The sequence below is a fragment of the Syntrophorhabdus sp. genome (assembly GCA_012719415.1).
In the GTDB taxonomy this organism is placed as follows: Bacteria; Desulfobacterota; Syntrophorhabdia; order Syntrophorhabdales; family Syntrophorhabdaceae; genus Delta-02.
Genome location: JAAYAK010000210.1, coordinates 19603 through 38671, shown reverse-complemented (window position 1 = coordinate 38671; position 19069 = coordinate 19603). Strand labels below are relative to the sequence as shown.

General features: G+C 56.9%; 20 protein-coding genes and 1 tRNA gene. 19 read left to right on the top strand and 2 right to left on the bottom strand.

The window, feature by feature from the left end:
• Positions 1–3 precede the first annotated feature (3 nt).
• The 6 genes from GXX82_12420 to GXX82_12395 are packed head-to-tail and all read left to right on the top strand — an operon-like array spanning position 4 to position 5622.
• Complete coding sequence (locus GXX82_12420; GenBank protein NLT23843.1) at positions 4–1512, top strand: F0F1 ATP synthase subunit alpha; 1509 nt, start codon at positions 4–6, stop codon at positions 1510–1512.
• Positions 1513–1524: 12 nt separating this feature from the next.
• Positions 1525–2385 carry an ATP synthase F1 subunit gamma gene (gene atpG, locus GXX82_12415; GenBank protein ID NLT23842.1) on the top strand — a complete coding sequence of 287 codons (861 nt, stop codon included), beginning with the start codon at positions 1525–1527 and terminating at the stop codon, positions 2383–2385.
• 17 nt (positions 2386–2402) lie between these two features.
• Positions 2403–3824: a F0F1 ATP synthase subunit beta gene (gene atpD, locus GXX82_12410; GenBank protein NLT23841.1), complete on the top strand. Its 1422-nt coding sequence runs from the start codon at positions 2403–2405 to the stop codon at positions 3822–3824.
• 9 nt (positions 3825–3833) lie between these two features.
• A complete protein-coding gene (locus GXX82_12405; GenBank protein ID NLT23840.1) occupies positions 3834–4235 on the top strand; it encodes a F0F1 ATP synthase subunit epsilon in 402 nt (133 codons plus the stop codon).
• Positions 4236–4291: 56 nt separating this feature from the next.
• On the top strand, positions 4292–4933 hold the full coding sequence (locus GXX82_12400; GenBank protein ID NLT23839.1) for a hypothetical protein: 642 nt from the start codon (positions 4292–4294) through the stop codon (positions 4931–4933).
• A gap of 35 nt (positions 4934–4968) precedes the next feature.
• Entirely contained in the window at positions 4969–5622 is a 654-nt protein-coding gene (locus GXX82_12395) for a nitroreductase (protein ID NLT23838.1), read from the top strand.
• A gap of 142 nt (positions 5623–5764) precedes the next feature.
• Here the strand turns inward: GXX82_12395 and GXX82_12390 are convergent.
• Positions 5765–5843: transfer RNA gene (locus tag GXX82_12390), tRNA-Pro, on the bottom strand.
• Positions 5844–5954: 111 nt separating this feature from the next.
• Here GXX82_12390 and ahbC point away from each other — a divergent pair.
• From ahbC to GXX82_12375, 3 genes are all read left to right on the top strand, one after another.
• The gene (gene ahbC, locus GXX82_12385; GenBank protein ID NLT23837.1) at positions 5955–7139 is read left to right on the top strand and encodes a 12,18-didecarboxysiroheme deacetylase; all 1185 of its coding nucleotides are present in this window, start codon (positions 5955–5957) and stop codon (positions 7137–7139) included.
• A gap of 239 nt (positions 7140–7378) precedes the next feature.
• Positions 7379–8365, top strand: coding sequence for a porphobilinogen synthase (gene hemB, locus GXX82_12380; protein NLT23836.1), 987 nt, complete (start codon positions 7379–7381; stop codon positions 8363–8365).
• Entirely contained in the window at positions 8341–9360 is a 1020-nt protein-coding gene (locus GXX82_12375) for a radical SAM protein (protein NLT23835.1), read from the top strand. Before hemB ends, GXX82_12375 begins: the two co-directional genes overlap by 25 nt.
• Positions 9361–9468: 108 nt before the next feature.
• On the opposite strand, the gene GXX82_12370 is transcribed toward GXX82_12375, so the two are convergent.
• Positions 9469–10689, bottom strand: a complete 1221-nt coding sequence (locus GXX82_12370; GenBank protein ID NLT23834.1) for a prolyl oligopeptidase family serine peptidase — start codon at positions 10687–10689, stop codon at positions 9469–9471.
• Positions 10690–10928: 239 nt separating this feature from the next.
• Here GXX82_12370 and GXX82_12365 point away from each other — a divergent pair, with 239 nt between their 5' ends.
• The 10 genes from GXX82_12365 to nuoD all read left to right on the top strand — a co-directional run bounded on the left by GXX82_12365 (position 10929) and on the right by nuoD (position 19069).
• Positions 10929–12896 carry a thioredoxin domain-containing protein gene (locus GXX82_12365; protein NLT23833.1) on the top strand — a complete coding sequence of 656 codons (1968 nt, stop codon included), beginning with the start codon at positions 10929–10931 and terminating at the stop codon, positions 12894–12896.
• 123 nt (positions 12897–13019) lie between these two features.
• Complete coding sequence (locus tag GXX82_12360; GenBank protein NLT23832.1) at positions 13020–13637, top strand: DUF502 domain-containing protein; 618 nt, start codon at positions 13020–13022, stop codon at positions 13635–13637.
• Entirely contained in the window at positions 13616–14326 is a 711-nt protein-coding gene (locus tag GXX82_12355) for a preprotein translocase subunit TatC (GenBank protein ID NLT23831.1), read from the top strand. Before GXX82_12360 ends, GXX82_12355 begins: the two co-directional genes overlap by 22 nt.
• A 170-nt stretch (positions 14327–14496) precedes the next feature.
• The gene (locus tag GXX82_12350) at positions 14497–15072 is read left to right on the top strand and encodes a DedA family protein (GenBank protein NLT23830.1); all 576 of its coding nucleotides are present in this window, start codon (positions 14497–14499) and stop codon (positions 15070–15072) included.
• A complete protein-coding gene (locus tag GXX82_12345; GenBank protein NLT23829.1) occupies positions 15059–15283 on the top strand; it encodes a hypothetical protein in 225 nt (74 codons plus the stop codon). The genes GXX82_12350 and GXX82_12345 overlap by 14 nt, the downstream gene beginning before the upstream one ends.
• Positions 15280–16332 carry a lytic transglycosylase domain-containing protein gene (locus tag GXX82_12340; GenBank protein NLT23828.1) on the top strand — a complete coding sequence of 351 codons (1053 nt, stop codon included), beginning with the start codon at positions 15280–15282 and terminating at the stop codon, positions 16330–16332. The genes GXX82_12345 and GXX82_12340 overlap by 4 nt, the downstream gene beginning before the upstream one ends.
• Positions 16333–16569: 237 nt before the next feature.
• On the top strand, positions 16570–16923 hold the full coding sequence (locus GXX82_12335; protein NLT23827.1) for an NADH-quinone oxidoreductase subunit A: 354 nt from the start codon (positions 16570–16572) through the stop codon (positions 16921–16923).
• Positions 16914–17408, top strand: coding sequence for an NADH-quinone oxidoreductase subunit B (locus GXX82_12330; GenBank protein NLT23826.1), 495 nt, complete (start codon positions 16914–16916; stop codon positions 17406–17408). The genes GXX82_12335 and GXX82_12330 overlap by 10 nt, the downstream gene beginning before the upstream one ends.
• Complete coding sequence (locus GXX82_12325) at positions 17405–17896, top strand: NADH-quinone oxidoreductase subunit C (GenBank protein NLT23825.1); 492 nt, start codon at positions 17405–17407, stop codon at positions 17894–17896. Before GXX82_12330 ends, GXX82_12325 begins: the two co-directional genes overlap by 4 nt.
• Positions 17897–19069, top strand: a complete 1173-nt coding sequence (nuoD, locus tag GXX82_12320) for an NADH dehydrogenase (quinone) subunit D (GenBank protein ID NLT23824.1) — start codon at positions 17897–17899, stop codon at positions 19067–19069.

Sequence of the window (19069 nt, the reverse complement as noted above, 5' to 3'; positions counted from 1 at the left end):
TCTATGGAGATCAGGGCCGACGAAATAAGCAGGATCATAGAGCAGAAGATATCGGGTTTTGAAAAGGAGATCGACCTCCAGGAGACCGGTGTCATCATGACGGTGGGCGACGGTATCGCAAGGATATACGGGCTTGAGAATGCCATGGCCGGTGAGCTCCTTGAGTTGCCCCATGGCATTACCGGTATGGTGCAGAACCTTGAGGAAGACAATATCGGAGCCGTTATCTTTGGCGAGGATTACAAGATAAAGGAAGGCGATCTGGCGAAAAGAACGGGAAAGATCGCCCAGGTCCCCGTTGGTGAGGCCCTCGTGGGCAGGGTTGTCGACGCCCTCGGGACCCCCATAGACGGCAAAGGCCCGATCGACGCGAAGGAGTTCCGGCCCGTCGAGCAGATAGCGCCCGGCGTCGTCGTCCGCCAGCCCGTTAAAGAACCTCTGCAGACGGGCATCAAGGAGATCGACGCCCTCATCCCCATCGGCAGGGGCCAGAGGGAGCTTATCATCGGCGACCGCGGCACGGGAAAGACCGTCGTGGCCCTCGACACGATCATAAACCAGAAAGGCAAGGATGTTTTCTGCATATACGTGGCCATCGGCCAGAAGAGGTTCTCCGTGGCGAGGATCGTCGACCTGCTGACGGAATACGGCGCCATGGAGTACACCACGGTGGTTGCGGCGACGGCAAGCGATTCCGCTCCCCTGCAGTTCCTCGCGCCCTTCGCGGGTACCGCGATGGGTGAGTACTTCAGGGACAACGGGAAGCATGCCCTCATCGTGTACGACGACCTTTCAAAGCATGCCGTCGCGTACCGCCAGCTTTCGCTGCTCCTCAGAAGGCCGCCGGGACGTGAGGCCTACCCCGGGGACATCTTCTATCTCCACTCACGCCTTCTTGAGAGATCGGCGAAGTGGGATGACGCCCATGGCGGCGGGTCCCTTACCTCCCTTCCGATCATTGAGACCCAGGCGGGCGACGTTTCCGCGTATATCCCCACGAACGTCATCTCCATCACCGACGGTCAGATCTACCTGGAGCCGGAATTGTTCTACGCCGGTGTCAGGCCTGCGATCAACGTCGGTATCTCGGTATCGAGGGTCGGCGGCAACGCACAGATCAAGGCAATGAAGCAGGTGGCAGGCAGGCTGAGGCTGGAAATGGCCCAGTACCGCGAGATGGCCGCGTTTGCAAAGTTCGGTTCCGACCTCGACAAGGCCACGCAGGCCCTCCTTGCCCGCGGTTCACGCCTGACGGAGCTTTTCAAGCAGGGCCAGTACGTTCCCATCGCCGTCGAGAAACAGGTCGTCCTTCTCTATGCCGCGGCAAACGGGTTCATCGATACCTATCCCGAGAGCGCTCTCAAGAAATATGAGGCGGAGCTCACGCGCTTCATGGATTCCAAGTATACCAGTATCCTCCAGGAGATCGGGGAGAAGAAGGCCATCGACGCGTCGATCGAAGAGAAGCTTACGAAGGCGCTCAACGAATTCAAGGAAGGATTTACCTACTAAAGGGAGCTTTCAGTGGCGACGCTAAGAGATATAAAGAGAAAGATAGGAAGTGTCAACAGCACCCAGACCATCACGAGGACGATGAAAATGGTTTCCGCCTCGAAACTGAGGCGTGCCCAGACGGACCTCGAGAAGATCAAAGACTACGCGGTGAAGATGGAGGAGCTCACGGGACGTGTCGTCAAGAACATGCCTGCCGATGCGCACCCCCTTCTCGCCACAAGGGAAGAGATCAAAAAGGTCCTCATTGTCTCCATCGGTTCCGACCGGGGTCTGTGCGGCGGGTTCAATACGAACGTGGCCTTGACGGCGGAGAACTTCTCGAGACAGAACCGCGACGCTTATGAAAGGGTGGGCATCTACGTTTTTGGCCGGAAGATCCGGGATTATCTCGCGAAGAGAAAGATGGATGTCGTGAAGAGCTGGGCTGACATCAAGAAGGTCGACCAGGAGCTTGTGGACGCCGTCGCCGAGGAGATCATAGAACTTTACCTGACGGGAGAGTTCGACAAGGTGTATCTCTCCTATACCTATTTTGCGTCCCCGGTGAAACAGGAGATCGTCTTCGAGGAGTTCATCCCCATCAAGACGCCCGAGGATGTCGAGTATATCGATTACATATGTGAGCCCGACCGCATGGAGATCGTCGGGTCCCTCATCCCCCGCTACATAAGCACGAAGATATACTATGCCCTCGTCGAATCCCAGACGTCGGAGCACGCGGCCCGGATGAGCGCGATGGAGAACGCGACGAACAACTGCGGTGAGATGGTGCGGTATCTCACCCTTGTCTACAATAAGAGAAGACAGGAAGGTATAACCAACGAAATGCTGGATATCGTTGGCGGCGCTGAAGCCTTGCGAGGAACATAATCTAAGGAGGAAGATAGATGAGCAGCGTGGAGGTCAGAGGAAAGATTGTACAGGTCATTGGAACGGTCGTAGATTTCAGGTTTCCACCTGATCAGCTTCCACCAATAAACGGCGCGATCTACGTAACCAACCCTGCTATCAACGATAAGGCTGAGAACCTCATCCTCGAGGTTGCCCAGCATGTCGGCGACAACACGGTCAGGTGCATCGCCATGAACACCACCGATGGTCTCATGCGCGGCCAGGATGCCACCTACAAGGGCGGGCAGATATCGATCCCCGTTGGCAAGGAGATCCTGGGCAGGGTGCTCAATGTCGTCGGTGAACCCGTCGACAATAAGGGTGATGTCACAACGGCCATGACGTACCCGATCCACCGGCCGGCACCGTCTCTGACCCAGCAGAATACGAAGATCGAGCTTCTCGAGACGGGCGTCAAGGTCATCGACCTTCTCGAGCCCTATCCGAAGGGCGGTAAGGTCGGCCTCTTCGGTGGCGCCGGCGTCGGCAAGACGGTTGTTATCATGGAGATGATCCACAACATCGCTCAGCACCATGGCGGTATATCCGTCTTCGGCGGTGTCGGTGAGCGCACCAGGGAAGGAAACGACCTATGGCTCGAGATGAAAGGCTCCGGTGTTCTCGACAAGTGCGCGCTCATTTACGGACAGATGACTGAAGTCCCCGGTGCCCGTGCGAGGATCGGCCTTACGGCCCTCACCGCCGCCGAGTATTTCCGCGACGAGGAAGGCCAGGATGTGCTCCTCTTCATCGACAACATTTTCCGTTTTACCCAGGCCAATTCCGAGGTTTCGGCTCAGCTCGGCCGTATGCCCTCGGCCGTCGGTTACCAGCCGACCCTGGCAACAGACCTTGGAGAGCTTGAGGAGCGCATCACCTCCACGTTGAAAGGCTCCATCACCTCCGTTCAGGCCATTTACGTCCCTGCCGACGACCTCACAGACCCAGCGCCGGCAACGACGTTCGCGCATCTCGACGCCACGACGGTTCTTTCCCGTCAGATCTCGGAGCTTGGCATATACCCGGCTGTCGACCCTCTGGACTCTACAAGCCGCATCCTCGACCCGCAGATCGTTGGTGAAGAGCATTACCAGGTTGCCCGGAACGTTCAGGCGGTCCTTCAGAAATATAAGGAACTCCAGGACATCATCGCCATCCTCGGCATGGACGAACTCTCGGAAGACGACAAGTTGACCGTTGCCAGGGCCAGAAAGATCCAGAGGTTCCTCTCGCAGCCGTTCTTCGTCGCGGAGGTCTTCACGGGCCAGCCGGGCCGGTACGTTGCCCTGAAGGACACGATCAGGGGATTCAAAGAGATCGTTGAAGGCAAACACGACGAGCTTCCCGAGCAGGCATTCTTCATGGTGGGTACCATCGAAGAGGCTGTTGAAAAAGCGAAACAGTTCATGGGAGAATAAGAGAACATTATGCTCAACCTTGAGATAATTACCCCTGAGAGAACGGTTGTCAAGGATGAAGTCGACGTGGTGGAGGCCACGGGAGCCGAGGGTGAGTTCGGTATCATGCCGGGCCACACCCAGTTCCTCACCACCCTTCGTATAGGAGAGATCCGGTACAAGAAGGGTTCGGAGACCACCTATATAGCATCGAGCGGTGGGTTCGCCGAGGTGGTCGACGACAAGGTTACATTGCTTGTTGATACTGCGGAGTCCGCGAAGGAGATAGATGTTGAGCGGGCAAAGAAAGCAATGGAACGTGCTGAGACCATGCTTAAGACGATGGCTTATGATCATACGGAATACCGGCTGATGGAAATGGCACTGCTTCGGGCTATCGCCCGTATAGGCGTGGCGTCCAAGAAAATATAATGGTCTTCACCATCGACGAGAGGCTATTCAGCCTTTTTCCTGCGTTGCAGGTCGGTGTGGTTGTTTGTGAGATTGACAATATAAGGTACGGCGAAGATGGACTCGAGGAAGTCGTTGACGATCTGAGAGTCCATTTTTCTTTTGAACGTCCGCAGGACCATCCGAACATAAAGGCCTGGCGGGAAGCCTTCAAGAAAATGGGCATGGCCCCGACGAAGTATCCGAGTTTCATAGAATCCCTTCTCAGGCGGGCCCTCAAAGGGGGACCGTTCCCACGCTTCAATCCCCTGGTCGACCTCTACAACTCGGTCGCCCTCAAGTACCTTGCTCCCATCAGCGGGCACGCCGTGAGCGGGGTGGACGGCAATATCAGTCTTACCTTCGCCAGCGGCACGGAAACCTTCATCCCCATGGATATGGGCGAGCAGGAGACTGTGGAAAAGGGCGAGGTGATCGTGAAGGATGACAGTGATGCACTCACGCGGCGGTGGCTCTGGAAGAGGTCGAACAAGGACAGGATCGAGAGCGAGACCACCAGGGCGTGCCTTTTGATCCATGCAATGTCAGGCCTTCCCGATTGGCTCTGCGAAAGGGCAGCCAGGGATCTTGTCGACAACATCCTCGTCAACGAATATGGGAGGATCGTTCATCGTGCGATAGTCTCGTCGTCGGTGAAACAGACCGAGTTCACGGTCTGAGGTCTCTAGCATTCAAAGAAAGGAGGACCTACCCCATGGATCTGATCGAAGCCATCAAGGTGAGAAAGAGTGTTCGCGCGTTCAAGCCCGATGAAGTCTCGAAAGAGCAGATAGAGGAGATACTGCGGCTTGCCATCCATGCCCCGTCGGCCATCAACCTTCAACCCTGGGAGTTTGTCGTCGTTATGGGTGAAGAGAAGGCGAGGCTCAGCCGAAGGCTCGTCAAGCTGTATCGTGAGAAACAGATCTCCTGCAGCCCCGGGAACGTAAAGCCCCTTTCAGCCGAGTTCCATAAGAGGGGAGCCGAGTCTTTCATATTGATGAATCCCTACCTTGAGAAAATGGGGCAGGATTTCAACCGTTTCGTGAACGAGGGAAGCTGCAACTTCTACGGTGCCCCGTCGGCGGTCATCTTTTGCCTTGACAACGCCTTTTCCGAGGCCCGTCTCGTAGATATCGGCATTGTTCTCGGTTATTTTCTCCTTGTCGCGCACAGCTTCGGCCTGTCCACGTGTCCCATCGGCCTCATCAATGCCTACGAGGATGATATCAAGGAGATACTGAACATTCCCGACAACAAGGACGTGGTGATCGGCGCCGCCCTCGGCTACGCCGACCCGGCAAGCCCCATCAACGAGTTCACCTCCCCCCGGGAGGAGCTGGAGAGCTTCGTGAGGTGGATAGACTAAGAGGCGGCTTGAACCGCTTGAGCGTTTGAGGGTAAGAAAAAGGAAAGAATCGCGGGATATAAACGAATACCGCGTGAGAAGCTTCCATTCGCCTCGGACGTTCAAGCGGTTCAAGCGGTTCAAGCGGTTCAAGCCAGTTTTCTGGTCGGGGCGACTGGATTTGAACCAGCGGCCTCTTGCGCCCAAGGCAAGCGCGCTGAACCATACTGCGCCACGCCCCGATCAGCCACCAGCATATCACAGAAAAAGCCGCTTTTCAATAAGTTGGGCTCTTTGTCGTGCGGGACAAGGGCGTTGACTTTTTTCACGTTTCGGCTCACAATAAGGGCACCATGATCGGCATATCCAAACTCTACTGCGGGGCCGTGGAGGCCTCCGACCCCCTGAGGTACGGCAGGGATTCGTCGCTTCTGCCCTCGCACCTTCTGCAGTTCTCAAAGGACAAGAGGCCCGTCGTGGTCTGGAACACGACGAAGCGCTGCAATCTCAGGTGCGTTCACTGTTATGCCTTCGCCGAGGGCGAAGATTACAGGGGAGACGAGTTGTCGACACAGGAGGGCAAAGCGCTCATCGATGACCTGGCTCGTTTCCGTGTGCCCGTCATCCTCTTCTCCGGAGGGGAGCCGGTGTTGAGGGAGGACCTTCCGGAGCTTATCGACCACGCGGTGAAAAAGGGCGTCAGGGCCGTCATATCGACGAACGGTACCCTCATCACGAAGGAAAAGGCGCGGGTGTTCGCCCGGTGCTCGCTGTCCTACATCGGTGTCAGCCTCGATGGCATGAGCGAGATAAACGATGCTTTCCGTGGTGTCGAGGGGGCCTTCGCGCGTGCCATGGACGGGATCAGGAACGCGAGGGACGCGGGTATAAAGGTGGGCCTCAGGTTCACCATAAATAAGAGGAATATCGACGAGGTCCCGAAGATCTTCGACCTCATAGAGGAAGAGAGCATACAGCGCGTTTGCTTCTACCATCTTGTCTATGCCGGGCGAGGATCGAAGCTCATGGAAGAGGACCTTCGCCACGATGAGACGCGCCGCGTTGTTGACCTCATCATGGACAGGACGAAGGCGCTCTTCGATAAGGGGGGATCGCCGGAGGTCCTCACCGTCGACAATCACGCAGATGGCCCTTACGTCTACCTGAGGCTTCTTAAGGAGGACCCGGTCCGGGCGGCTGAGGTGCTGGAGCTGCTCAGGATGAACGAGGGGAACTCTTCGGGCCTCGGTATTGCCTGCGTCGACGAAAAGGGGAATGTACACGCAGACCAGTTCTGGAGGCACTACAGTTTCGGCAACGTTCGTGAGCGGCCTTTCAGCGCTATCTGGACGGATCTCACGGACCCGGTCATGGCAAAGCTCAAGGAAAAGAAGAAGTACGTGGGCGGCCGCTGTGCGACATGCAGATGGCTCGATGTCTGTGCCGGCAACTTCCGCGTCCGCGCGGAGGCGGCAACGGGCAACCTCTGGTCCGAAGACCCGCAGTGCTACCTGACGGATGAAGAAATAAAACGATAATGATCAATGATCACATTCCAGTAACCAGACAATAACCAATTGACCAATAATCAATGACCAGGCAAGACGCAGATCACCGTCAGGCCGGTCGACCATTGACGCGACTGTTGTCTGGTAAATCGGAATCTGGTAAATTTGTCATTATCAGTTCGTGGTTATTGGTGTCTGGTCCCTTGGTGGCTTTTCTTTCCCTGGTTATTGGAATTTGGTCATTGGTGATTATCTGTTAAGGAGGTGTCATGCGTTATCCGACGTATCGGCCGAGGAGAATGAGAAAGAACGAGAAACTGAGGAGCATGGTCCGTGAAACCACGCTCTCAGGCGACTGCCTCGTCTACCCCGTGTTCGTGAAGGAGATGAGTGAACGAGAGGTTCCCATCGATGCCATGCCCGGGATCAGCCAGTTCTCCGTCGACGGTGTCCTCAGCGAGGTGGAGAAGACCCTTGATGCCGGTGTGCCTGCCGTCCTCGTCTTCGGCATACCGGAGAAGAAGGATGAAACGGGGAGCGGCGCTTACGACAGGAACGGTATCGTCCAACAGGCGGTGCGGGCCATCAAGGGCCGCTTCGGCGACGACATTCTCATCATCACCGACGTCTGCATGTGCGAGTACACGAGCCACGGCCACTGTGGTATCGTGAAGGACGGCTACGTCGACAACGACGAGACCCTGAAGCTCCTCGCAAAGAGCGCGCTCAGCCACGTCATGGCCGGCGCCGACATTGTTGCGCCCTCGGACATGATGGACGGCAGGGTGCGGGCCATCAGGGAGATGCTCGACCTTCACGGAGACTACAATGTGCCCGTCATGAGCTACGCCGCGAAGTATGCGTCCTGTCTCTACGGCCCCTTCCGGGAGGCGGCCGAATCGGCCCCACAGTTCGGTGACCGCAGGTCCTACCAGATGGACCCGCCCAACAGCCGCGAGGCCATGCGGGAGATCGCTCTCGATATCGAGGAGGGGGCGGACATAATCATGGTGAAGCCGGCGCTCTTTTACCTCGACGTCTTGAGCCAGGCGAGAGAAAGGTTCAACATACCTCTCGCGGCGTACAGCGTGAGCGGCGAGTATTCAATGATCAGGTTCGCGGCCGCGAAGGGATCCTTCGATCTGAAGCGGGCGGTCATCGAATCCACGACAAGCATCCGGCGCGCCGGCGCGGACATCATCATTACCTACTTTGCGAAAGAGATCGGTACATGGGCGAAAGAACATACCCTTTGAGGATGGTCGCCTGGGAGCTGACCCGCAACTGCAACCTTTCCTGCATGCACTGCCGCGCGTCAGCGGCATCGGGCCCTTACGAGGGCGAGCTCTCGACGGAAGAATGCAGGGCCATTATCGATGGTATCCTGTCCTTCTCGGAGCCGACGGTCATCCTGACCGGCGGGGAACCGCTGATGAGGCCCGATATCTTCGACATCATCGAATATGGCAATGACAGGGGATTGAGAATGGTCATCGCCGTGAACGGTACCCTTGTCGACGAAGGGGCGGCGAAAAGGCTCGAGGCCTCGGGTATAAAGAGGGTGAGCCTCAGCATCGACGCAAGGGACGAAACCGGTCACGACAAGTTTCGTGGTGTCGACGGGTCCTTCCGGGCCGTGACCGGGGCGGCAGGGATGCTCAAGCTGACGGGTCTGCCTTTCCAGATAAATACCACGGTAACGAGGCTCAATGTCGATGACCTCGACGATATCTATGCGTTGGTCAGGTCCCTCGGGGCTGTCGCCTGGCACGTTTTTCTCCTCGTGCCTGTCGGCAGGGGAACGGGTCTCAAGGGAAAGGAGCTCTCCGCCGAGGCCTATGAGGAGGTGCTCCACCGGCTTCGGGCAATTGAAAAGAGGGGCGAACTGGAGATGAAGGTGACCTGCGCCCCGCACTATTACCGCATCGTGAAGGAAGATGGGGAGACGCCGAAAAGCGCGGGGTGCCTTGCCGGGAAGAGCTTCATGTTCATCTCTCACCGAGGCATCGCCCAGCCCTGCGGTTACCTTGAGATCGATTCGGGCGATGTGCGAAGGGACGGTGTGAGGACTGTCTGGGAGGGCTCCGAGGTGTTCCGGCGCCTGCGCGATCTCACGTTATATCGTGGAAAATGCTCGACCTGCCGCTATGTCCGCATCTGCGGCGGCTGCCGCGCCCGCGCCTACGAGGAGACGGGAGATTACCTCCAGGAAGAGCCGCTGTGTTCGTACAGGGAAAAGAATAACCAATGATCAAATCCCAATAACCAGACAAGAGCGAATTGGCCGAAGATCGACAGTCGAACGAAAAGCGTCAAAGCTCCCATCCGGCAGGATACGGTGCAGTTGTTCATTGAGCCTTCATTTCCCGCTTCCCTCCATCATCGGTTTTGCTTTCATTGCGTTGTCCAGCCAGTCGAGGATGCGCGCGTTCGATATACGGGAGGCGCCCACCTGGCAGTGTTCCTCCGCCCCTTCTTCCCTGGTGAAGAGCATGTAATCCCGGGGAGACCTGAGCGCGTTGTACAGCATTCGTGACTGGCCCGGCATGTCCCTGTCATCCTCGGAGTCGACGACGAGCATCGTGCAGGTGATCCTGTCCGTCACCCCTTCAAGCGTGTAGGCCCGTGTCATCCTGAACCACTCCGACGGCGTCTTCGCGTGGAAGGTGAACATGCCGTTGCCGACCGCCCATCGGAGGGAAGGACTCTTTTCCATCCTCTCGTAAACCTCCCTGTCGATGGCCCCGGAGCCCTCCGCCGAGTCGAGCATCTTCTCCAGCTCGGGGGTGAGGCGGGCAGTCTTGTGAAAGTCGTAGACGCCGCCGTTCACTATGCAGAAGGGGATCCTTTTCTCGAAGGCCATGGCCCGCGGCACGAAATACCCCCCGAAGCTGATCCCCATTATCGCGATGCGCCGGGGGTCCGTTTCCTCCTGTCCCAGGGCGAAATCAACGACAGGTGTGATCACGGTCTCCCAGTTCGGGCGGAATGGTATCTTCTGTTCACGGATGACGCGTCCCTGACCCGGCCCCTCGAACAGCAGGCAGTTGTATCCTCTCGCGAGGGCGAAGACGGCCACGGTATAATAGAGCTCCTCCGCGGTTCCGTCGAAACCTGTCTGGATGATGAGAAGCGGCCGCTTCACCTTCCGGTCATCCACGAGACAGCGATACGCGGGAAGGGTCGTGCCCTCGAAAGGGATCTCCACGGGGACTATCGGCGCTCGGGAAAGCCGTGCCGCCCTGATAAAGCTCTCGCGTCCTTCGCGCCAGGTGGCAAGTATGCGGGGGTCTTCGGGGTTCCTGTGGAGAAAGAACTCGGCCGTCCTGTAATAATTGGCCGCCTTCAGGTATTCCTGATGAGCGCTCATCTCCCTGCCCTGTGCCGCGAAACCGTCGGCGGCCTTCCTGCGCTCATCGGCTGTGGCACGCCACTCGCGGTACCAGCTTTCATCATCTCCTTCCGTGATGCGGTACGCTGTCTTGAGGCATTCACCGATATCGGCGGCCCCGCCGGCCGTCGCGGCTATCGCCCTCAAGGTCTGGAAGGAATACTGCGTGTCCTTGAAGATAAGGTCCATGGCCTCACCTCTCACGGAAACAAATATGAGCGCCGCAAAGGCAAGCGCGAAACACACCCGAAGATCTTTGCCCTGTCCCATGATCACACTCCCTGTCGTGTTGTTTCTCCTGTCCATTATGCCCTGATCGAGAACGGGTGGCAAGGGAACAATGACGCCCGGCGCTTCGTCATTGACATTGCGTCCTTTCGTGCTCATATTCGATGACGCATCCGCGGCTCCTGGTTGATGGAGGACACATGAACAGACTTGCCCGTGAAAGGTCGGCGTATCTCAGGCATGCAGCGCATCAGAGGATCGACTGGCACCCCTGGTCGCAGGAGGCTTTTGACAGGGCGGCGAGGGAAGACAAACCCGTCTTTCTGAGCTCCGGGGCCATCTGGTGTCACTGGTGCCACGTCATGGCGAAGGAGAGCTTCGAAGATGACACTGTGGCGGCGATCCTTAACGAACACTACATCGCCATCAAGCTCGATCGCGACGAGCGGCCAGACGTCGACCGCCGTTACCAGCAGGCGGTGGCCGCCATGGGACAGGGCGGAGGATGGCCTCTCAGCGTTTTTCTGACCCCCGACAAGAAACCTTTTTTCGGGGGGACCTACTTCCCGCCCACCGAGCGTTACGGAATGCCCGCCTTCGGGACGGTTCTCCTCGCGATCAGCCGTTACTACAAGGAGAAGAGGGACGAGATCGAGGAGCAGGGAGGGATCCTCTTCGACGCCATCAGGAGAGAGAGGAAAGCGGCGGGGCCTCTCTCGCTCGCGCTTGTCGATGAGGCGGCGGAACGGATGCTAGCTGCCTTCGACAAGGCCAACGGAGGCTTCGGAAGCGCCCCGAAATTCGCCATGCCCGGTGCGATTGAATTCCTGCTGGGCAGGTTTTTTTTCTCCGGTGACGAAGGCCTCGCCCTCATGCTGAAGAAGACGCTTTCGGCCATGGCGGAAGGCGGTTTTCACGACCAGATAGGCGGCGGTTTTCACCGTTATTCGACGGACAGCGGTTGGGCTGTGCCTCATTTCGAGAAGATGACCGACGACAATGCCTGGCTTCTCAGGAACTATTGCGACGCCTTCAGGCTCTTCGGTGACCCATACCTCAAGGAAACGGCCCGGGGCATCATCGCCTTTGTCGATAAGGAGCTCTCGGACCCCCGGGGCGGCTTCTACGCAAGCATGGACGCCGACGTGACGCCTGACGATGAAGGGGGATACTTCACGTGGACCGAGGAGGACCTCAGGCGGACACTCGGCGATGAAGAGTGCCGGGTGCTGTTCCCGCATCTTTTCGATGCCCGCAACGCGGTGCACCACGACCCGCGGAAGGTGGTGCTCTCCGTCCGCAGGACCGTCGACGACATCGCCGGCGAAACGGGTCTCACTGTCATGACGACGGCGGAGATCATAGAGAGAGGAAAACAGAAGCTGCTCGCCGAGCGGGAGAAGAGGCAAAGACCCTTTGTCGATACCGCCCTGTACACCTCTCTCAACGGCATGATGATATCGGCCTACTGTAAAGCCTACAGGACATTCGGCGACAGAACGGTTCTCGACCGTGCGCTTCTGGCGCTTGAGAGGATCCGGGACGTGAACGTGCTGGACGGGGTGCTCTATCATTCCGAGGGCGTGAACGCCTTCCTCGAGGACTACGCGTACTTCTGCGACGCTCTTATTGCCGCGTACGAGGCGACGGGTGAAAGGAAATATCTCGACGACGCAAAGGCTTTCATGGACCGATGCATTGAACGTTTCCGGGACGGCAGGGACGCGGGCTTCTTCGACACCGAGGAGGAGGTGATAGGGGTCCGCCTCAAGGGCATCGAGGACATACCAAGACCATCGGCGAACGCGGTTGCGATCCTTGTGCTCCTCAAGCTCGCGGCGATATCAGGTGACGACAGGTACCGCGATCACGCGAGGTCGGCCCTCGAGGCCTTCTCGTCCGAGGCTTCCCCCATGGCGATCCATGGGGCCTATTATTTTTGCGCCCTGGAGGCCTTCTACCGGATGGTCAAGCTTGAGGTCCGCGCCGGGGCAGGGTCGGGACTTGCCGAAGCCTCCCTCTTCGCCCATCACCCTTGCACCTGCGTCACCTGGGGCGACCCCGGCGAAAACGTCATCATCCCCTGCATCGCCACCACCTGCTTCGAGCCCCTCACCTCCGCCGAGGCATTGAAAGAGTTCCTGGAGGCCAGGGAACCCGGCATATAAAGTTAAGGTAAAGTATTGCCTTTTTCTTTGTCTTGAAACGGCTCACGCGGTCCAAACGGCTCACGCGGTCCAAACGGTCTTTTAATTGACTTTCCTCCTTTCCGACGATAGTATGTCGACACCATGAGCGTGGCAAGGCACCTGAAAAAGAAGTTCATTACCGGGCTTCTCGTTCTTATTCCCCTCATCGTCACCGCCTATATCGTCTATCTCGTCGTATCTTTCATCGAGGGCTTCATCGGCCCCGCCCTGAGGAATATCTTCTTCCAGGTATTCCAGCGCGAGGTGTATGTGACGGGCATGGCCTGCATCATCTTTGTCGTCATCACGTACCTGACGGGTCTTCTCGTTTCCAACTACTTTGGAAAGACCCTTTTCTCCCGTGGAGAAAGGCTGGTGAAGAGGATCCCCATCGTGAAGAGCATCTACGGCTCGGTCAAGGACATGATGGAGGCCTTCTCGTCGGACAAGATAAGGTCCTTCAAGGAGGTCGTCCTTATCGAATTCCCTTTTCAGGGGAGGTACGCCATCGGACTCGTCACGAACAGGGTGGAGATAAGGGGAATCAGGCATTGCGCCGTTTTCGTGCCCACCACGCCGAACCCCACATCGGGGTACATCATCATGGCGAGGGAGGAGGAGCTCCTCTTTCTCGACATGGCAACGGATGACGCGTTGAAGTACATTATCTCGCTGGGTACGTCCCGGAGCGGATCCATATGGAACGGGAAAAGATCATAGGCGCGCTGACAGGGGTAAGGAAAGTATTTCTCAAGTCGCTGGCCTTCATCGCCATCGCCGGGATCGTCAGCTTCATCTATTCGAAGCAGATGCTCCTCCTTCTCGTGAAGGCGACGGGGATCAAGGTCTATTACCTCACCATTCAGGAGGTTTTTCTCGCCACGGTGCAGCTTGCTCTCTACGCCGGCATCTTCTTTGCCCTTCCCGTTATCATATTTCTTGCCTGGCACGAGATGAAGGACCTTTACAGGATCAAGCGTGTCTATGGTTACCTCCTGGTCTTCGCGGCGATAGTCCTTTTTTACGGGGGCAGCTTCTTCTGTCTCACGATCGTGCTGCCCTCAGGGGTCAAGTTCCTTGTCACCGGTTATGAGGGCGAGGCCCTCAAGGCCATGATCTCCGTGGAGCGATACCTCCTCTTTTCCACGGCGATGGTCTTCGCCTTCGGCACCACGTTCGAAGTTCCCCTGATCCTTCTCGCCCTGGGAAAGCTCGGGATCGTCAAGGCGAGGATGCTCGTGCGTACACGGCGGTACGCCTTGCTGGGCATCGTCGTCGCCTCCGCTCTCATCACTCCCACCCCCGATGTGTACAACCTCTCCCTCCTTGCGGGACCGATGTACATTTTCTACGAGATCGGCATAATCCTTGTAAAGATGGTCGAAAAACAGAGGGCCAGGGATTCCTGAGCCCCTGCGTCAGGGTGCGATCCTGGCCGTTTTGCGGAAAGACACGCGAAATGTTGTGTTGACCATTGCATGACATCTATATAAAATGAAGGACCACAAGGAGGACAGGGCGCACCCGCCGGGAGGAGGCCTCGCAGAGGACCATTCGCGGGAGCTGACCGCTTCACGGCATGGAAGCGTATATCGCAAAATACGGTTACATAGGCATATTCGTCGGTACCTTCCTTGAAGGAGAGACGACGGTGCTTCTCGGCGGCATCTTTTCCCGGCTGGGATACATGAACATTCTCATGGTCATGTTCTATGCCTTCGCGGGGACCCTGGCGGGAGACTGCACGTTCTTCTCCATAGGAAGGTGTTTCGGAAGGAGCATCGTAGACCGCTTCGATTTCATCAGGAACAAGGTGCCCCTTGCCAACAGGATCATCAAGCACTACGGGAATTTCATCATATTCATCATCCGGTTCCTCGTGGGCATAAGGGCCGTGGTCCTCATCCTCCTCGGCTGCACGAACATGAGGATAGGCAGGTTCCTTCTGTTCAGCATCCTCAACTCCGTCTGCTGGAGCATTCTCGTGGGCCTTGTGGGGTATCTCTTCGGCAGTGTCGTTTTTGTCTTTCTCGATGACATCAAGAAGTATGAAACCATAATAGTGCCGGTGGTCCTCGGTCTCGTTGTGTTGTTCATCCTCATATACCGGTATGTCGTGAACAAGAAGGAGAGGGAGACCTATGGAGATCAATGAGAAGATGATGCGCGAGCTCCGGAAGAGATTCGACATCGAGATGAACAGGAAGGAGATCGAGATCGTCGATCACTGGAAGACTGAGATCGAGGCCGTCTACAGGAAGAAATACGACAATCTCGCCGCCGTGCAGGTGGAGATGAAGCGTGTCATCGAGCGTATGGTCAACAGGGTCTCCATCCTTAAGAAGATGGTGAGGGAGGAGTCGTGATACCGAAGAGAGGGATCATGGGGCAGACCGGAAGAGAGACACGTTATCCAGCCACCCTCCCCTCCGTCCTCGTCTGCCTTTTTTCCGTCGCTTGCCTTTTCGCCGTACCGGTGCTTTCCGCCCAGGGCCTGCCGAAGAAGACGAACTCCCCGATGGAGAAACGGGTCGGCGATCTCGAAAAGGACGTTATGAGACTTGAGAGACAGGCCGACATTTTCAATCTCGACGCCCTGCCGGACAACCTGACGCTTTGCGGCAAGAAGGTTCCCATATACAGGGGAGACGTTCGGGAACGGTTTGAGCGCGAGCTGTTCCAGCTCCTGGAGAACAAGGGGCTGCTGACGGTCGTCATCAAGCGCTATTACAAGTACCTTCCCATGATCAGCGAGGAGATCCAGCGGATGGGCGTACCTCCCGATCTCGTCTATCTTGCCGTGACGGAGAGTTACCTCAACCCCAGGGCCGTCTCCCGGGCGAACGCGGCCGGGATGTGGCAGTTCATAAAGGAAACGGGTAAACGCGAGGGCCTCCTGGTCAACGACCATATCGACGAGCGCTTCAACGTGAAGAAGGCGACGCGCTCGGCCCTTACCCACCTCAAGAAGCTCAATGCCGAGTTCAACGACTGGTTTCTCGCTATGTCCGCCTACAACGCGGGCCCAGGTCGCGTCCGTGAGGTCATCGAAAATCAGGCAACAAGGGATTTCTTCGACATGTACCTGCCGGAAGAGACGGAGCGATATGTCTTCAGGGTCCTTGCGCTGAAGGAGATCGTTTCGAACCGCGAGCGCTACGGGATAAAGATAGACGACAAGGACCTTTACCGGCCCGTTGTCCTTTCGGAGGTGACCATCGAGGCGACCCGGGAATTTCACTCCTATATCCTGGCAAAGGCGATGGACGTTCCCTACCGGACCTTCAGGATCAATAACCTTCATCTGAGAAGATACAGCCTTCCCAGGGGCGTTTACCGGATCAACGTTCCCGCGGAAAAGAAGGAGACCTTCATAAAGAAAATGAAAGGTTACGATTACATCGACATCCGGTGAGCCTCGAGAGGTCTATCTGTAACAAATTGATATCATGGACGTTCTACAGCAATAAGCCCCTGTTTTCGCAGCCCTTCGACAGGCAGAGAAAAAGCGAATAACGGGGTATTTTATGATTGACAAATCTTTCACAATTGGGTAAAGTTTGCCATTGTGAAATTGTGAACAAAGGGGTCGTACAGTTTCATTTTCCACCTTTAAGTTTTTTTGCATCATACTTCGAAGAGGATCTGAGACATGCTCGAGTACGTAGCGATCTTTGTCATGATGTGCCTTGCCGGGATCATCGCGGCGGTGATAATCGGAGCTTCACATGTTCTCGGGCACAGAACGAAAAGCAGAACAAAACTTGCCCCCTATGAATGCGGCATGACGACGAGCGGCCCGACGCGCCGGATAATGACCATCCGGTACTACATCGTGGCCATGCTCTTTCTCGTCTTCGACATCGAAATAATCTTTCTCTATCCCTGGGCAGTCATCTCCCGTCGCCTCGGGCTCTTCGGATTCATTGAGATGCTGGTCTTCGTTTTCATACTCTTCATCGGGTACATCTACATCTGGAAAAAAGGTGCATTGGAATGGGAATAGAAAAGAACGTACTTGTAACGACGCTTGACTGGGCCATCAACTGGTCCAGGAAGAATTCTCTCTTCCCTGTCACATTCGGCCTTGCCTGCTGTGCCCTCGAGATGATGGTGGCAAGCTCCGCGGAGTACGATATCGCCCGGTTCGGCGCCGAGGTCTTCCGTCCCTCGCCGAGACAGTCGGACCTCATGATAGTGGCCGGAACGCTGACGAAGAAGATGGCCCCCGTGGTACGCAGGATCTATGAACAGATGCCGAATCCCAAGTGGGTCATCGCGTACGGGGCCTGCGCGTCGTCGGGCGGCATCTTCAAATCCTACAGTGTCGTACAGGGTGTGGACCAGATAATCCCCGTGGACGTGTACATCCCCGGATGTCCTCCCCGGCCGGAAGCCCTCCTGAAGGGCATCATAGAGCTTCAGAAGAAGATCCAGAAAGAGTCCATCAAGGACAGACCTCTGATATCATTGCCCGGGAAGAGCGCATGAGCGATAACAGCGAGTTTCTGAAAATACTCTCCGATAAGGTGGCAGGCGTGAAGATCGTGCCGACGCCCCCCGGCGAACCGAGCGCGATGGTCGACAGGGACAGCATTCACGAGGCCCTTGACCATCTCAGGTACGACCGTGATCTCCTCTTCGACATGCTCGTCGATCTTTTTGCGGTGGACTACGCAGGGGAAGAGCCGCGCTTCGAGGTTGTCTACATCCTTCGCTCGACGAAGAACAACGCGAGGATAGTGGTGAAGACGAGAACGGGCGACGAGGGCATCGAAACGGCCAGCGACCTGTGGCAGGCGGCCAATTTCCTGGAAAGGGAGATCTACGACATGTTCGGCCTGCCTTTCGCGAACCATCCCGATCTGCGCAGGATATACAACCCCGACGATTTCGAGGGCTATCCCCTGCGCAAGGAGTTTCCCCTCGAAGGCAAGGATTTCGACAAGCCCTTCGTGGTGGATCTGGAGAAGGCATAAATGGCTGAAAGCAAGTACATGACGATCAACATGGGGCCGCAGCATCCCGCCACACACGGGGTTCTGAGGGTCGTGCTCGAGCTTGACGGCGAGACCATCGTGTCAAGCACCCCTGACATCGGGTATCTCCATCGCGGTATTGAGAAGATCTTCGAGAACAGGACCTACTGGCAGGGCCAGCCCCTCACGGACAGGCTCGACTACACGAGCGGCATGTCCAACAACCTGGCCTACTGCCTTGCCGTGGAGAAACTGCTCGGCATAGAGATACCGAAACGGGCCCAGTACATTCGCGTGATGCTGAGCGAACTGCAGCGCATCGCCGCCCATCTTCTGTGGGTATCGACGCACGCCCTTGACATGGGTGCCATGACGGTTCTCTTCTACGGCTTCCGGGAAAGGGAATCATGCCTCAAGGTCCTGGAGAAGGTCTCGGGCGCGAGGCTCATGCCCGACTACATACGCTTCGGCGGGCTCAGGGAAGAGCTTCCGGAAGGGTTCCTGAAGGAGGCGAAGGCCTTTATCGACGATCTCCCCCGCAGGATCGACGAGTACGAAACACTGCTCACGGAGAACGTCATATGGAAGAGGCGACTGAAAGACGTCTGTCCCTTGAGTGCCGAGGATGCAATAGGGTACGGTGTGACGGGTCCCGTGCTTCGCGCGTCGGGGGTCAATTACGATGTCCGCAAAGCGTATCCCTATACGAGCTATGAGGATTTCGACTTTGAGATACCCCTCGGCACGGCAGGCGATATCTATGACCGGTACCTCGTCCGTCTCAAGGAGATGAGACAGTCCGTGAGGATCGTCGATCAGGCCATCCAGAAGCTCCCGGATGGGCCGATCAAGGCCGATGCGCCGGAATACGTGCCGCCGGAAAAGACTGATGTGTCGAAGGACATGGCCGCCCTCATCCGCCATTTCAAGATCATGGCCGACGGCATCAAACCGCCGAAGGGTGAGGCATATGCGTCGATAGAGTCTTCAAAAGGCGAACTCGGGTTCTACATCGTCAGCGACGGCTCGGAAAAGCCTTACAGGGTGAGGATCCGTCCGCCCTCGTTCCTCAACCTCGGTTCCGTGTCGAAGATGATCGAGGGATCGCTGGTGGCCGACGTGGTCGCCGCGATAGGAAGCATCGACATAGTTCTCGGTGAAATAGACAAATAA

Coding starts and splice junctions, on each gene's coding strand:
- GXX82_12420 (NLT23843.1), top strand. CDS start 4: ATGGAGATCAGGGCCGACGAAATAAGCAGGATCATAGAGCAGAAGATA.
- atpD (NLT23841.1), top strand. CDS start 2,403: ATGAGCAGCGTGGAGGTCAGAGGAAAGATTGTACAGGTCATTGGAACG.
- GXX82_12405 (NLT23840.1), top strand. CDS start 3,834: ATGCTCAACCTTGAGATAATTACCCCTGAGAGAACGGTTGTCAAGGAT.
- GXX82_12395 (NLT23838.1), top strand. CDS start 4,969: ATGGATCTGATCGAAGCCATCAAGGTGAGAAAGAGTGTTCGCGCGTTC.
- ahbC (NLT23837.1), top strand. CDS start 5,955: ATGATCGGCATATCCAAACTCTACTGCGGGGCCGTGGAGGCCTCCGAC.
- hemB (NLT23836.1), top strand. CDS start 7,379: ATGCGTTATCCGACGTATCGGCCGAGGAGAATGAGAAAGAACGAGAAA.
- GXX82_12375 (NLT23835.1), top strand. CDS start 8,341: ATGGGCGAAAGAACATACCCTTTGAGGATGGTCGCCTGGGAGCTGACC.
- GXX82_12370 (NLT23834.1), bottom strand. CDS start 10,689: ATGGACCTTATCTTCAAGGACACGCAGTATTCCTTCCAGACCTTGAGG.
- GXX82_12365 (NLT23833.1), top strand. CDS start 10,929: ATGAACAGACTTGCCCGTGAAAGGTCGGCGTATCTCAGGCATGCAGCG.
- GXX82_12360 (NLT23832.1), top strand. CDS start 13,020: ATGAGCGTGGCAAGGCACCTGAAAAAGAAGTTCATTACCGGGCTTCTC.
- GXX82_12355 (NLT23831.1), top strand. CDS start 13,616: ATGGAACGGGAAAAGATCATAGGCGCGCTGACAGGGGTAAGGAAAGTA.
- GXX82_12350 (NLT23830.1), top strand. CDS start 14,497: ATGGAAGCGTATATCGCAAAATACGGTTACATAGGCATATTCGTCGGT.
- GXX82_12345 (NLT23829.1), top strand. CDS start 15,059: ATGGAGATCAATGAGAAGATGATGCGCGAGCTCCGGAAGAGATTCGAC.
- GXX82_12335 (NLT23827.1), top strand. CDS start 16,570: ATGCTCGAGTACGTAGCGATCTTTGTCATGATGTGCCTTGCCGGGATC.
- GXX82_12330 (NLT23826.1), top strand. CDS start 16,914: ATGGGAATAGAAAAGAACGTACTTGTAACGACGCTTGACTGGGCCATC.
- GXX82_12325 (NLT23825.1), top strand. CDS start 17,405: ATGAGCGATAACAGCGAGTTTCTGAAAATACTCTCCGATAAGGTGGCA.
- nuoD (NLT23824.1), top strand. CDS start 17,897: ATGGCTGAAAGCAAGTACATGACGATCAACATGGGGCCGCAGCATCCC.